The following is a 14,325-nucleotide window of genomic DNA, read 5'->3' as shown; positions in this document are numbered from 1 at the left end:
CGGAAGGCGAGCCCGGTCGGGCTCGCGGGATCATCGATTATAAAAATCACTCATGAACGGATTTTCGGCCTTAGCGGGTGGCTTCGGCTTGGGGGCTGGCCGCTCCTCGGGCGCCTCGGCCGGATCGGCCTTGGACGCCTGAGCCACCGGCTTCTCCGCTCCGGACGATTTCGCGACCTTTTTGGTGCTACCGCCCTCGCCACCGCAGCTCGCGCCCCCCTTGGCGCTGCTACCGATATAGGGCACGTTCGAGCGACCGCAGGCATTCGCCAGCACCACGCCCTCGGGCGGAAATTCGGATAGGGGCTCATTGTCCATGGCCAGCATGAAATCGCCCCAGACCCGCAGCGCGCCGGTTCCACCGGCGAGCCCCATGGGTTGGTAGTCGTCGCGACCGACCCAGACCACGGCGACCTTATCGCCCGAAAAGCCGGCGAACCAACTGTCGCGCATGTCGTCGGTGGTGCCGGTCTTGCCGGCCATGGTCAAGCCCTTCGGCAGCTTATCGCCGAGCCATTTGGCCGTGCCCTGGGTAACCACCCGCTCCATCGCCCAGGTCGTGAGATAGGCCGCCTTGGGATCGACCACCGCCTCGACCGCCAGCGGATAGCGGTTGAGCGGCCGGCCTTGGGCATCCACCACCTCGCGGATCGCCCGCAGGGGCGCGCGATAGCCGCCCGCCCCGATGGTCTGGTACATCTGGGCCACCTCCAGCGGCGACATGGAGACCGAGCCCAACAGCAGCGAGGGCACGACCCGGATGCGCCGCTGCACGCCCAGGCTGTAAAGGGTGTCCGCGACCTTCTTGACGCCGACGCTCAGACCCAGATTGACGGTCGCCAGATTGAGCGAGCGGGCGAGCGCGCTATACAGTTGCACCGAACCGTTGACGCTGTGGTCGTAGTTCTTCGGCTCCCAGCGCTTGGCGCCGTCGGGCAGACTGACGGGGCGATCCGAAATGCTGGTGGTCAGGGTATAGCGCTCGGGATTGGACAGGGCGGTCAGATAGACCGCCGGCTTGACCAGCGAGCCGATCGAGCGGACCGAATCCAGCGCGCGATTGAAACCGGCGTATCCGGCCTCGCGCCCTCCGGCGATCGCCAGAACCTCGCCCTGCGCGACCGAGGTCACCACGGCGGCGGTTTCCAGGGTTCCAGGCTTCATCCGGCGCTGTTTCTCCAACTCGGCCAGACGCGCGGGCAGGGACTTTTCGACCGCGGCCTGCGCCATGGGATCGAGAGTGGTGAAGATATTCAGTCCCTCGGAGCGCAGATCCTCGTCGCGATAGTCGCGTTGCAGTTGGCGCCGCACCAGGGTGATGAAATCCGGGTACTTCCCGACCGGACGCCCGCCGCCCTCCTGGATGCCGAGCGGCGCCTTCTTGGCCTGCTCGGCGACCTCGGGAGTGATGACGCCATCGCGGACCATGAGATCCAGGACCAGATTCCGGCGCTTCTCGGCCACCTCGGGCTTGCGCCGCGGATCCAGGCTGGAGGGCGCCTGCACGAGGCCGACCAGCAGGGCCGTCCTGGCGGCATCGAGTTCACCGAGCGGCAGGTTGAAATAGAACTGGCTCGCCAGACCGAAGCCATGGATGGCCCGGCTGCCATCCTGACCGAGATAGATCTCGTTGGCGTAGGCTTCCAGGATTTCGTCCTTGTCGTAGCGGCGTTCGAGCAGGAAGGCCATGTAGGCTTCCTTGATCTTGCGCTCGAAGGTGCGGTCGGCGTTCAAATAGAAATTCTTGACCAGTTGCTGGGTCAGGGTACTGGCCCCCTCGACCACCGCGCCCGCCTGGAAGTTGCTCACCGCCGCGCGCAGGATGCCCTTGGGATCGATGCCGAAATGGCGATAGTAGTTACGATCCTCCACCGCCATCAGGGTCTTGACGAACAGCTCCGGAATCTCCTTGCGGCGCAACAGTACCCGATCCTCGTTGTGAGTCGGGTAGATGCTGGCGATCAGCATGGCGTCCAGACGCACCAGGGCCGGATCCTGGCCACCGTCCGCGTCCGTCAGGGCCGAAACCTGGCCGTCGGCGAACTGGACACCCAGATGCCGGGCGGACTCCTGGCCATCCCAGAACCGGAAGGCGCGGGTCCAGACCAGGAAGCGGTCGGCCTCGCGCTGGTAATAGCCTGGACTCGCCGGCTGGGCGGCGGCGTGGTAATTGAGACGCGTGAGTTCGGCCTCGAACTGATCCGGGGTCAGTCGCTTGCCGGTGTAGAGCTCGAGCGGACGCGCGAAGACCCGCGCCGGCAAGGCCCAGCGCTGACCCTCGAACTTGCCGCGCACCACCCGGTCGAGATGAACGCCGTAGAAGCCAACGGCCAGCGCGGCCCCGATCCCCAGGACCAAGGCCCAGCCCAACAGAAAGCGGCCGAGGCGAAAACGCCTACGCCGGGACGGACGACTCCGACTCGATGAGGCGGTTCGACGGGTATTTGAAGCCACGGATGATTACTGCCTCCGCGACTTGGCGCGGCAGACCCTCGGTTAAGCGTGAAGCGGGGTGGCGATTATCGCACATCGAGACGGGCGGACGGTCTTTCAGCGTCGTTTCAGTCGCTTATGTTCCCATGTGCCACAGCGGGTTACAACCCGTGCCACACGCGCGCGCATCGTTGCACGATTGATCCCTGATTGCGGATACCGGTCGGCGCATCCGTTTCGGTCAGGTCTTGATCCCCACGCCCCGGCGCAGCAGGCTCAAGCTATAGACGGTCAGCCCGACGATGAAGATGAGGGTCATGCCGAAGGCGACCCCCAGTGGGATGTCGCTGACCCCGAGCAGGCCGTAGCGGAAGGCGTTCACCATGTAGAGCACCGGATTGGCCAGCGAGAGCCCCTGCCAGAAACCGGGCAGCAGCTCGATCGAATAGAAGACCCCGCCCAGATAGGTCAGCGGTGTCAGCACGAAGGTCGGGACGATCGAGATATCGTCGAAGCTGTTGGCATAGATAGCGTTGATGAAGCCGCCGAGCGAGAAGAGCACGGCGGTCATCAGACAGATCAACAACATCACGGCCGGGCTGTGCACCTGGATCTCGGTGAACAGCAGAGCGACCGCCATGACCGCCGCGCCGACCACTAGGCCGCGCGCCGCCCCCCCCGCGACATAGCCGGCGAGGATCACCCAGTTGGGCGCGGGCGAGATGAGCAGTTCCTCGATATAGCGCGAGAATTTGCTGCTGTAGAAGGACGAGACCACATTGGAATAGGAGTTGGTGATCACCCCCATGAGCACCAGGCCGGGGACGATGAAATCCAGATAATCGAACCCGCCCATGGTCCCGATGCGATCGCCGATCAGTCGACCGAAGATGACGAAATAGAGCGTGGTGGTGATGACCGAGGGCAGGATGGTCTGCACCCAGATGCGCGCGAAACGCAGGATCTCCTTGGTCAGGATGGTCTCGAAGGTGACCCAGTAGCGTTGCCAATCGCTCATCCGTGCTCTCACGCGCCCACCTCCGAGGCCGCCGCGCGCCGGTCGACCATCTCCAGGAAGAGTCGCTCCAGCCGATTCTGTTTGTTGCGCAGACTGATCACCTCGATCCCGTTGCGCGACAGGGCGTCGAAGAGACCGTTGATGGTGTGATCCCGATTCATCTCGACCTCCAGGGTGCAATCGTCCAGCGCCTGGAGCACGAAGCCGCCCAGCTCCGGCAGCTCGGAGAGCCGTCCCCGGAGATTGAGCACGAAGGTCTCGGTGCTGAGCTTGTTGAGCAGGGCCGTGACGCTGGTGCGCTCGGCGATCTCGCCCCGGTTGATGATGGCGATGTTGCGACAGAGGCTTTCGGCCTCCTCCAGCAGATAGTGCGTGGTGAGGATGATGGTCGTGCCCCCGGCGTTCAGCTCGCGCAGAAAGGACCACATGGAGCGGCGGATCTCGATGTCGACCCCGGCCGTGGGCTCATCGAGGATCAGCAGCCGGGGCTCATGGACCAGGGCGCGGGCGATCATGAGCCGCCGCTTGAGCCCGCCGGAGAGACGGCGCATCTCGGTCTCGCGCCGGTCCCAGAGATCCAGTTGACGCAGGTAGCGCTCGGCGCGCGCCTTGGCCTCACGGCGCGGGATGCCGTAATAACCCGCCTGATTGATGACGACCTCGAACACCGGGAGAAAGAGATTGAAGTTGAACTCCTGGGGCACCAGGCCGATGCAGGACTTGACGCCTTGCGGGTCGCGATCCAGATCGCGCCCGAACACCTCGACCCGCCCGGAGGTCTTGTTCACCAGCGAGGAGATGATCCCGATGAAGGTCGACTTGCCGGCCCCGTTGGGTCCGAGCAGCGCGAAGAAATCACCCTCCTCGACCTGGAGATCCACGCCCTTGAGGGCCTGGAGCCCGCCTTTGTAGACCTTGGTGAGTTGTTGAGCGTCGAGTGCGAACATGCGGGTCCGGGGGGAAGTTGTCGGTTTTCAGTTGTCGGTTGTCAGGGGTGAGCGCGGTGGCCGCGTCCCTGGTTCTGGCCATTGATCCATTGTCGCGCATCCAGTTTGCCCGAATAGCGATAGGGCAGGCGGACCAGTCCGCCGGACAGGGTCAGGGATCCGGAGAGCATCCATTCGAGCGGGCGGTTCATGTGTGTCAGCATGGGCAGCCGCGACACCAGATCGAGCAGATCGCCAACCACCTCGACTTCGACGGTCTCTTCTCCATGGGCCGGAATCAGACGCTCCAGCCGACTAGCGCCCTGGGCGACCTCCTGGCCCTCCAGGGCCAGGCTGTAGGTCATGGCCTGGATCGGCAGCGCCCGTTCGTTCGGATTCCCGACCGCCAGCGTGACCACGAACAGTTGTCGCGTGAAGCTGATCTCCTTGGGCTGGATTCCGACCAGTTCCACCTCGGGCGTTCGCCAGGACTCGGAAAGCCCGGCGCACCCGCCGAGAGAGACGGCGAGCGCCAGCATGATCATCCGAACCACCAGCCAAGTTGAAACAGGATTCGTTGCCTTGGGATTGATCGCGCTTGCGCTCCTGTTGTCGGCGGCCGTCTTGGTGGTCGGATGCATCGACGCCAGCGCATCCACCCCCCGTTTATCCGACCGGAGCCCACCAAGACCCCGACGAATCAACCAGTCACAGGACGTCGGCGCCATGGCGGGGGTGCGGATACGCCCTCTATGTGATTGGGTGGATCCTCGCAGGCCTGATCCGCGCCCTGCCAGAGCCAAAATCAAAGCGCTTAACTTTAACAGCAATCCGGACGCCCTGCCGTTCTCAAAGCGACCAGATTGACCGGAAAGGCCGTCGCTCATCCTGGAGCCAGCTTCACACCAAGAGTCCACCGTGGCCGTTTACACTGCCGGCGGAATCATCCACCATCCTTTCCTGGGCATGAATCGGCCCAGGCGCGCGCATCGAATGAAACGCGCCATTGCCCGTGGAAGCACAGGATCCCGGCGCCTAAGCGAGCGTCCACCAAATATAGAGAAATAGAGCCATGAGTCGACTTGCCAAACCCTTATTGATCGTTGCCGGCATCCTCGGGGGTGGCATGATGATGGGCATCATGTATGACATGATGCTATCCATGCGTGCCATGCGTGGGGCCATGGTGGAAATGAATCAATCCATATCGACCATGCGCGGAAGCATGGTCGCCATGTCAGGCGACATGAAGGGAATGCGGGTGGATATCGCTCACATGGACGGAAGCATGACGCGAATGGGAGACAACATTTCCTCAATGGGCACGATCACGAAAGAGATCACCGAGATCGATGAGCATATGTCCGGGATGTATTCCTTGATGGCCGAGGATCTGGATACACTCGCCAAATCGGTCTCGATCATGGCTCCATCGGTTGCGATCATGGGACCCATCATGTCGCGTATGGGGGGCGACATGAACCGGGGAATCAACTCCTTCACGAACCCGATGGACTTCATGCAAAACATGATGCGTTGAGCGCACCTCCAGCTCGATATCGGAATCCCGTCCGAATCGCGCGGCCTGTCTCTACGCGCGGTTTCGCCAAGGGCTGGTCGCCGAAGCGCTTCCTGTCAACGCTCCGGCTTCCAGCCCAATTCCATTGGCCGCCGGTCTAAAAGCGATAATTATAGCTAACGCTGAACGAATCCTGCGCGAGCGAGCTGCTCAGACCAACCAGCTCATTGCTGTTGGTTTCCGAATTCTCGAAGGCATGGACGTAAGCGACATCCACTTGGCTGCGCTCGTCGATGCTATAACCCAATCCGAGCGAGAGATGAGTCTCGGTGATCGCCTCGCCCAAGTGCTGCAAATACTGCTCCGGCACGGGATCGGCCGCGTAATTGAAGCCCGCGCGTAGTTTGACGGCGGGATTGAGCCGATATTCGGCGCCGACGGACAGAACCAACTGATCGTCCCATTCCTGATACATCTCGACATTCACATAGCCGCCCGCGTCGGATTTGAAGCGGATTTCGAGCGCGTCCATCACGCTCGACCAGTCATAGTGTTTGACGTCCGCGACCAGCAATAGGGCCTCGTTCGCCTGAAACGCGAGGCCGAGCTTAAAGGTTGCCGGCCATTGGAAATCGACGATCTTGGCCTTGCCGTTCATGGTCTGATAAACGTTGCCAACGCCCGCCTGGATGCTACCGTCCCCCTCCAGGTCACCCATGTAGGTCTCGAATTGATAACTGGCACCAAGCGTGAGCGCGTCGGTCGCCTTGAAGGTCATGCCCACTTGGGCGCCGAAGCCCCAATTATCCAGATTCGTGAAATCGAAATGCGCGTAGTTCGCGCCCCCGAGACCAATGGCGGTATTCGGATCCGCCTGGGCGGTCCCAAGCGTCTGCTGTCCAGGTGTCATCATGTCCATGAGCGCCTGTCGCGGCATGGCCTGCTGCATGGTCATCCGGCCATAGACAAGATCGACGCTCGCGCCAATACTCAACTGGTCGGTCGCTTGAAAGGCGAGCGGAAGAATCAGCCGACCAATCATCACCTGGCTTTCATCACGCAGACCCGTCAGCATGCCGGAATTGGGATCGACGGATAAGAAGCTGGTCTTCCCATAATCCGCGCCCATGCCTCCCTGGCTGAAGACGCCGACTCCATAAGAGAATCGATCCCTCTTGATCATGTAACTCATGTTGGGCATCAGAAACCAATCCGCGTCGGACTCGACACGGGAAACCCCATTGGTCCATGTCTCCGCGCTGATATGCATGAGCGCGGCACCGACGTCAAGCCGACCGCCTTCCGGCATCAGGGCGAGCGTGGCGACATTGTTAATCGCGCCATAATTACCACTGTCGTAAGCCTGGGAGGCGCCTCCCAGCCCGTCGGCGGTCGCGCCGTAACCCGGAAGTGCCATGCCATTAGTGGCCTGAGCGGATCCCGTGACAATTATCGCCAAGCTTCCGACACATAAAACGGAGGAAAAAACGCTGGCTTTCATTAATATGAACCTCGAATGATTAGGCCATTCGTTTCAAGATTTCCGAATGACACACAAGCGAATCCTGGATGCCATGAGAAACGGCTGACCGCCCCCCGCCCGAGGGGCCATGCATTGTAGCTCCAAGCCAGCACGCGCAGAATATTAGAAATCCGTGAACTTCATCACGAAGCCGGCGTCAGCCGATGCTCGGGGCGTGAGCGCGGACACCAGGCTTGACAGCCCGCGGATCCCGGTCAAGATCGCGCCCGGATAGCTGGCTCGCGCCAGCCGCTAATGAACGACACTGGATGGCCATGGAATTCATCGAGCTTGCCTTGCGGCTGTCCGCCGTCGCCTTGGTGGCCGGAGGCGTCGACGCCATCGCGGGCGGAGGCGGACTGCTCTCCATCCCGGCGCTGCTCTGGGCCGGATTGACGCCGCTGGAAACCCTGGCGACCAACAAGGCGCAGGCGGTCTTCGGCAGCGGCATGGCCACGTTTCAGTTCGTCCGCAAGGGCCTGGTGGATCTTCGCGCGATCGCCTTGACCCTGCTCTGCGCCTTCGTCGGCTCCGCGCTCGGCGCGGTGCTGGTGCAACGGATCGACAGCGCCCTTCTCGAACGTCTGATCCCGATCCTGCTGATCGCCTTCGCCCTCTATTTCTGGCTCTCGCCTCGGGTCTCGGATCTGGACTCGCACCGGCGCATCGGCGATGTCGCCTTTGCCCTGTCGATCGGATTCGGCGTCGGTTTCTACGACGGCTTCTTCGGCCCCGGGACCGGAACCTTCCTCGCCATGGGCTATATCGCCCTACTCGGCCATAACCTGCGTCGCGCGACCGCCCATAGCAAAGCGCTCAACTTTACTAGCAACCTAGCGGCCCTGCTGTTGTTCCTCCAGGGCGGGCACATCCTCTGGCCGCTCGCGCTCGCCATGGCCGTCGGCCAGATGATCGGCGCCTGGATCGGCTCGCATCTGGTGCTGCGCCACGGCGCGGCCCTGGTGCGGCCGGTGCTGGTGGTCGCCTGCCTCCTCATCTCGGGAAAGCTCCTCTGGGGAACGTAACCAAACCGTCACGCCTGAACAGACCACCGATCGGCGATAATCCAGGAACCGCCTCTCTCAGGAGCCATCCCCGTGTCCGCCGTGACGCCCTCCCCTGGAACTGATTCGCTCATTGCCCGCGCCCTTCTGCTCGGGCGCTATCTGGATCTGCGTCGACTCGACCAATTCGAGCCGCTCGCCACCAATCCACTCGTCGTCGCCGTGCCCGAGGGTGGGCGCGCGGTGCTGTTTCGTTCCGGGGCGGTCGTCTTCTTCGAAGTCGACCCGGCGGCCGAGTCGACCTTCATCAGGCAACTGCAACCTCTAGTGAAGGACGGGATGAAGCGCTCGGAGCGCGAGGATCTGCGTCTGGTCATCGACCCCGGACATACCGAGGGCGTGGAGCGCGATCGTCTGGTCCTGATGGATACCGATCTGGCGCGCCTGCAAGTCGTCGCGGACATCCTGGGCAAAAGCGTCCTGCTTGCCGAGCAGGAATCGCGCGTCGCGCGCGCTTTCGATCGCATCGAGCCCCTGGCCGACCGGCTGCAACGCCACGGACGCGGGGTCAGCAACGCCGGCGCCCTCATCCGCCACATCGGCGAGGCCCTGGCGATTCAGCGGGACATGGTGGGACGCGGCGAGATCGGCGACAAACCGGAGGTGATCTGGGAACGCCCCGATCTGGAACGGCTCTTCCTCAACCTGGAGGCCGAGTACGAGATCCGCGAGCGTCAGCTCGCCCTGGAGCGCAAGCTGACCCTGATCAACGACACCGCCGGAACCCTCCTGGATCTGCTACGGAGCAAGCGCAGCCTGCGGGTAGAGTGGTACATCGTGATCCTGATCGTGGTCGAGATCGTGCTCACGCTCTACGAGCTGTTCTTCCGCGCCGGGGGACATTGAGCGCCCTGCCCGGCCGGTTCAGCGCCGCGCGTTGATGGCGGCCTGGGAGAGCCAGAGCAGGGCCGGCTCGTCCTCCCTCGACAGTTCGCCCTCGCGCATCAGGAGCACCCCGTCCTGGACCGGCCGGGCGAGGACTCCGGCCCGCGCGTCCGGCATGGGCGCGGCGATGGCATTCGGCTTGCGGGCGGCCAGGCGCTGATCGAGCCAATCCCGAAGCGTCTCGTGATAGGCGCGCTTGTAGACGACCTTGGCGGCGCGCAGCCGGTCATCGAGCAGGAACAGGGTTACAGAGGACGCGGGGATCTGATTGAAGGTTCCGATTTCCGCCCCGCAGAGACGGTTGCCGAACGGATTCTCGCCCGCCACGCACTGGAAACTCAGCTTCGGGAAGGTCTCGCGCAGCCTCGACTCGGTCAGTTCGCTGTCAAAGGCGTCCAGTGCCGCGTTGAACTCCGGCTTGCCGAGAACGAACATCAGGGCCAGGTCGGTGCGCCGCTGACCATCCTCGGCAAAGGCCAGCCAGACGAAGGGGCCGACCACCAAAGCCAGCATCAACAGGCTCTTATAGGTCTTTGGAAGCTTGAGATCGGTGTTCATCGCGGCATTCCATCCTCGGCCTCGTTTCTCGTTTGTCGACCCAGATCACTTGGCGACCATCTCGACCCGACGGTTCAGCGCGCGCCCGTCCTCCGTCGCGTTAGTCGCCATGGGCGCGAGACTCCCGACCCCCATGGGCGTGAGGCGCTCCCCGAGAATCCCGTAGCTCTGGATCAGGGTCTGGACGACCTCCCCGGCGCGCCGCCGCGAGAGATCCATGTTGTAGTCGAGATCTCCCTGGTTGTCGGTATGGCCGACGATGTAGAGCGCCAGCTCCGGCTGCTCGCCGAGCATCCGGGCCATCTCATCGAGCTGAGGCCGGGATTCCGGCTTGATGGTCGCCTGGTCGAAATCGAAAAGAATGCCGTGGATCGCGACCCGACCGGTTTCCGCGAGGCTTTGCGTCATCTCCTTGGCCGCCACCAGCACCATGCGGTCCGCCATCGGCTTAGAGAGCACCTCCTCGACGAAGATGGCGACCCGGTCGCCGGCCTCGGAATCGGCGAAATTGTCCTGCTGGGCGGCGAAAACGAAGACGTGCGAATCACCCTCGGCCGTCTTGCGACGCGCGCTGTGGAGACGTGGTTCCCGCACCGAGGTATCCGAGAAGACGTACTTGAGCAGATGACTATCGGTGAACTGTTTCTCGTGGGATTCATCGCCGTAGAAGCGATCGACCTTCGCCCCGCACTCATCGAACCCCGAGCACTGATAGAGCGCCTGGTACCCCTGGCCCTCCAACGCCTGCTGGTAGTTACGGATCACCTCAAGTGAGCTGGCGTCACGGGGCGCCAGATACATCAGACGGGTACGCCGACCGGCCACCTTGAGCGAATCCTTCCAGGCGCCGGAACCAGCGTCCCAAGGTCCGGTCGGGATCAGGGTTTCGTCGAACTGACTCGCCCGATAGCCGATGATGACGGACGCCTCGAACCGGGGGATGCCGGGAATATCGGCCGCGCCCTCCAGGTCGCGCCCGAGATCGCGTGCCTGGACGCCCCCCATGAAGACCACGAGGATCCAGGCCGGATGAAAAAAGAAAAGCTGGCGTCGAGTCGGCATGAGGCGTCTCCCTGGTGAGTTTGGCGTGCGCTGACGATGATCGACACCGAACCGCGCCGATCCGGCGCCATTTTGCCGGATCGATCACAGCTTCGCGCGAGATTCGGACAGAGGCGACCAGGATCGACTAGGCTTGCTCGCGGTCGACAGGCACCCCGCGCGTCCGCGCCACACTCACTATTTCGGTATTGATCCATGGTCAAGCTCGGCATCCTGGCGAGAACTCGCCTTCTTTTCGCACTCGTCGGCGGCCTCGCCATCCTGACCAGCGTCGGCGCGGTCGTGGTGGCGGAGCGGATCAAGGGAGCGGTCGAGGACATCGTCGTGCACCAGGATCGCGCGCGCCAGACCGCCCTGGATTTCAAGATCAATGTCATCCAGATCCAGCAATGGCTGACCGATATCAGCGCGACCCGCGGCCTGGACGGACTGGATGACGGTTTCGACAAGGCTCGGGCCTATTACGAACGGGCGCAAGCCAACATCGATCAGTTGGCCGAGCAAAGGGATGATCTCGCCCTCGCGCCCGAGGATCTGCGCCGAGCACTGAAGGATTATTACGATACCGGCAACCGCATGGCACGGCTGTACGTCGAGCAGGGGCCAGAGCAGGGCAATGACTTGATGGGCGTCTTCGACACCACGGCGGAAACGATCGGCGACAGCGTGATGGCGCTGCTCGATCAGGCGCGAACCGCGAAGGACGAGGCCCAGGGGCAACTGGAAGCGCGCCTGGATTGGGCCATCTATGCGAGCCTGACCGCCACCCTGCTGGTGGCGCTCGGCCTGATCGGCGGCCAGTTCGCCCTGCAACGCCTGCTCAAGCCCATCGGCGCGGTCGAAACCCTGTCGAACCGCATGGCCAACAACGATTTTCGCGGTGAGGCCCTGATCGTGCGCGGCGATACGGAGATCGCCAGACTCAGCCGAGCCTTCATCCGCCTGCAAGGCAGTCTGTCGAAGACCTTCGGCCGCACGGTCGGCGACGCGCGCCAGATCCACGGGATCGCGGAACGTTTGCGCTCGGTCGCCTCCGAGAGTCTCGAAAGCATCACCAGGGAGCAGCATGAGATCGCCCAGGTGGTGACCGCCATCACCCAGATGGCCTCGACGGTGCAGGACATCGCCCGTAACAGCGCCACCGTTTCGGATGCCGCCTCCGACGCCAAGCTCGACGTCAACCAGAGCGCGACGGTGATGCGTACCGCCATCGAATCCATCCATCGTCTGGCCGACGGAGTCGTGCAGGGCGCCGAGGCCATGGTCCGTCTCGACTCGGACATCGAGCGGATCGGCTCCGTGGTCGGAGTGATCCGCGGCATCGCCGATCAGACCAACCTGCTCGCGCTCAATGCCGCCATCGAGGCGGCCAGGGCCGGCGAGCAGGGTCGCGGCTTCGCCGTGGTCGCCGCCGAGGTCCGGACGCTGGCCTCGCGAACCCAGCAGTCGACCCAGGAAATCCAGGACATGATCGAACGGATCCAGAGCGGCTCGCAGGCGGTCACGGAAACGATGCGGACCGATCGCGATCAAGCCACGCTCACGCTGGACCAGATCGGCCAGGTGGACGCCGCGCTCAAGGCGATCGGCCACGCGGTGGTGACCATCAGCGACCTCATGATTCAGATCGCGACCGCCGCCGAGCAACAGAGCCAGGTCTCCCGCGACATCGACCGCGGCGCCAGCGCGATCCGGCGATCCGTCGATGAAACAGCCAGCGGCGTCTCGCAAACCAATCAAGCCTGCGCCGAACTCATCACCCTAGTCGCGGCATTCAATGAGGAGATGGCCTCGTATCGGTTCGATGCCGGGGTAGCGCTCTAGACATGGCGCCTACACGGAGCGCCCAAAATCATATCGATTGATAAACAATCCGATGACAATATCGTGCCTCGTTTCGAGCTTAGAGAAACAAATAATCTTCCGTGCCAGTCGTTTGATCCGCGTCCGCAGAGTGAGATGTTGGCGTTCGATTTACCAACGACTTGTTGTTGCGCTGGTATAGCCAACTAATATGATACGCAGACACCGAAATAATTATTAATGCGCAAGTATTTGTTTTTATTTGTAATTTTTATTTTTTAGTAATTGATCATGTGCGCATAATCAACAAGATGACTATAAATGGCGCTGATAAGCGCCCCAAGCGTCCGTATAAAACCGTGTAATACCAAATGGCCAAATGGCTTAAATGGCTCAAGAAGCGCCTTCAGTGAGAGGAACACCGCATCTTTGCGCTGACCGAACACATAGGCCAGGACAGTACCCGTCTGGTGATCAATCGCATACCATAACCAGCGTGGATGCTTTTTATTGCATCAATTCGTTAGTAAAAACTATGCACTTTAGTGCAAGACTTTTAGTATACTCTCATTTATGAGGTCTTACAGAAAAGCATCGCACGCTGTTCATGACTTGAAAGTCCACCTGATTTGGATTACAAAATACCGATACAAAGTATTGACGAAAGATATTGGTTTGCGTATTCGGGATCTGATTCGTCAAGTCTGCGACCAAAACGATATTCAAATTATCAAAGGCCGAGTCAGTAAAGATCATGTCTACTTATACATATCCTATCCTCCAAAACTGTCGGTAAGCGATATTGTTCGATTATGTAAGGGTCGATCATCAAGGAAAATACAAAAAGAATTTCCGCAGCTTGGGAAAATCTATTGGGGCAAACATTTCTGGGGGATTGGGTATGCCTCTTTTAGTTCGGGTCATGTGACGGATGAGATGATACAGGAGTATTTGGAAAATCATGGTCAACACCCGAATCACAATGACGACGAGTTCGTGGTGGAATGACTTTCAGAGGCTGTCTAAAAACTAAACTGTTGATTTCAAATAGCCTGGCGCCATAAAATCCGCCAAATCTATACGAAATGCGGATTCTAATTCGCGGATTATGATGACTTCAGACCTGGAAAAATGGCCTTTGAGATATCCGAGCGACCTTTCCGATAAAGAATGGGAAGTCCTTCGGCCAATCTTTGACGAACTTGAACCTTATAAGACTGGGCGCCCGCGAACATATGACCTTCGCGAAATTCTCAATGCGATTTTCTATCTCAATAAAACCGGTTGTTCCTGGCGCTATCTACCGAAAGACTTTCTTTCTTATCATATCGTTAATTATTATTATAACAAGTGGACTGACAATTGGATGCTTGAACAAGTCAACGCCGCGCTTCGTCAGCGTTTGCGCAAAAAAAAGACCGCGCGCCAAACCCGACGGGAGCCATCATTGATAGTCAAAGCGTGAAGGGTACCCAAGAGTCCTCGGAGGAGTCGGGGTTCGACGGGGGGTAACTCGTCAAGGGCCGAAAACGCCA

13 protein-coding genes and 2 pseudogenes are annotated in these 14,325 nt (G+C 61.1%); 6 read left to right on the top strand and 9 right to left on the bottom strand.

Translation table 11 applies throughout. The annotated features are described in order from the left end of the window. Window positions 1-30: 30 nt before the first annotated feature. The 4 genes from mrcB to CKO27_RS14145 form a co-directional block, all read right to left on the bottom strand. Window positions 31-2,454, bottom strand: a complete 2,424-nt coding sequence (gene mrcB, locus CKO27_RS14160; protein ID WP_200375553.1) for a penicillin-binding protein 1B — start codon at window positions 2,452-2,454, stop codon at window positions 31-33. A 220-nt stretch (window positions 2,455-2,674) separates the two neighbouring features. After that, the gene (locus CKO27_RS14155) at window positions 2,675-3,451 is read right to left on the bottom strand and encodes an ABC transporter permease (RefSeq protein ID WP_200375552.1); all 777 of its coding nucleotides are present in this window, start codon (window positions 3,449-3,451) and stop codon (window positions 2,675-2,677) included. 8 nt (window positions 3,452-3,459) lie between these two features. Continuing rightward, on the bottom strand, window positions 3,460-4,398 hold the full coding sequence (locus tag CKO27_RS14150; RefSeq protein WP_200375551.1) for an ABC transporter ATP-binding protein: 939 nt from the start codon (window positions 4,396-4,398) through the stop codon (window positions 3,460-3,462). 41 nt (window positions 4,399-4,439) lie between these two features. Further along, on the bottom strand, window positions 4,440-5,018 hold the full coding sequence (locus tag CKO27_RS14145) for an LEA/WHy family protein (RefSeq protein WP_200375550.1): 579 nt from the start codon (window positions 5,016-5,018) through the stop codon (window positions 4,440-4,442). 431 nt (window positions 5,019-5,449) lie between these two features. Here CKO27_RS14145 and CKO27_RS14140 point away from each other — a divergent pair, with 431 nt between their 5' ends. After that, the gene (locus CKO27_RS14140; RefSeq protein ID WP_200375549.1) at window positions 5,450-5,917 is read left to right on the top strand and encodes a hypothetical protein; all 468 of its coding nucleotides are present in this window, start codon (window positions 5,450-5,452) and stop codon (window positions 5,915-5,917) included. A gap of 136 nt (window positions 5,918-6,053) precedes the next feature. On the opposite strand, the gene CKO27_RS14135 is transcribed toward CKO27_RS14140, so the two are convergent. Further along, on the bottom strand, window positions 6,054-7,397 hold the full coding sequence (locus CKO27_RS14135; RefSeq protein ID WP_200375548.1) for an outer membrane protein transport protein: 1,344 nt from the start codon (window positions 7,395-7,397) through the stop codon (window positions 6,054-6,056). 290 nt (window positions 7,398-7,687) lie between these two features. On the opposite strand from CKO27_RS14135, the gene CKO27_RS14130 reads away from it, so the two are divergent. Both CKO27_RS14130 and CKO27_RS14125 read left to right on the top strand, forming a co-directional pair. Further along, complete coding sequence (locus CKO27_RS14130) at window positions 7,688-8,443, top strand: TSUP family transporter (RefSeq protein ID WP_338116045.1); 756 nt, start codon at window positions 7,688-7,690, stop codon at window positions 8,441-8,443. 72 nt (window positions 8,444-8,515) lie between these two features. Continuing rightward, window positions 8,516-9,328: an RMD1 family protein gene (locus CKO27_RS14125; RefSeq protein WP_200375547.1), complete on the top strand. Its 813-nt coding sequence runs from the start codon at window positions 8,516-8,518 to the stop codon at window positions 9,326-9,328. 18 nt (window positions 9,329-9,346) lie between these two features. Here the strand turns inward: CKO27_RS14125 and CKO27_RS14120 are convergent, their stop codons facing one another. Then, the gene (locus CKO27_RS14120) at window positions 9,347-9,925 is read right to left on the bottom strand and encodes a hypothetical protein (protein ID WP_200375546.1); all 579 of its coding nucleotides are present in this window, start codon (window positions 9,923-9,925) and stop codon (window positions 9,347-9,349) included. Between the two features lie 45 nt (window positions 9,926-9,970). After that, window positions 9,971-10,987, bottom strand: a complete 1,017-nt coding sequence (locus CKO27_RS14115; protein WP_200375545.1) for an OmpA family protein — start codon at window positions 10,985-10,987, stop codon at window positions 9,971-9,973. Window positions 10,988-11,182: 195 nt separating this feature from the next. On the opposite strand from CKO27_RS14115, the gene CKO27_RS14110 reads away from it, so the two are divergent. After that, window positions 11,183-12,811 (top strand): methyl-accepting chemotaxis protein, encoded by a 1,629-nt coding sequence (locus CKO27_RS14110; RefSeq protein WP_200375544.1) that lies wholly within the window; start codon window positions 11,183-11,185, stop codon window positions 12,809-12,811. 9 nt (window positions 12,812-12,820) lie between these two features. Here the strand turns inward: CKO27_RS14110 and CKO27_RS14105 are convergent. Together CKO27_RS14105 and CKO27_RS25305 are read right to left on the bottom strand one after the other, a co-directional pair. Then, window positions 12,821-12,961 (bottom strand): annotated as a pseudogene (locus CKO27_RS14105) (IS1 family transposase); the annotation flags it as partial. Between the two features lie 147 nt (window positions 12,962-13,108). Beyond that, window positions 13,109-13,302: pseudogene (locus tag CKO27_RS25305) on the bottom strand (IS1 family transposase); the annotation flags it as partial. A gap of 61 nt (window positions 13,303-13,363) precedes the next feature. Here CKO27_RS25305 and tnpA point away from each other — a divergent pair. Then, complete coding sequence (tnpA, locus tag CKO27_RS14095; RefSeq protein ID WP_200375543.1) at window positions 13,364-13,798, top strand: IS200/IS605 family transposase; 435 nt, start codon at window positions 13,364-13,366, stop codon at window positions 13,796-13,798. A 100-nt stretch (window positions 13,799-13,898) separates the two neighbouring features. Then, window positions 13,899-14,255 carry a transposase gene (locus tag CKO27_RS14090; protein ID WP_242470919.1) on the top strand — a complete coding sequence of 119 codons (357 nt, stop codon included), beginning with the start codon at window positions 13,899-13,901 and terminating at the stop codon, window positions 14,253-14,255. Window positions 14,256-14,325 lie beyond the last annotated feature (70 nt).

Source organism: Thiocystis violacea (assembly GCF_016583575.1).
In the GTDB taxonomy this organism is placed as follows: domain Bacteria; phylum Pseudomonadota; class Gammaproteobacteria; order Chromatiales; family Chromatiaceae; genus Thiocystis; species Thiocystis violacea.
The sequence above is the reverse complement of the archived record's forward strand: the minus strand, read 5'-3'. Positions and strand labels throughout refer to the sequence as shown.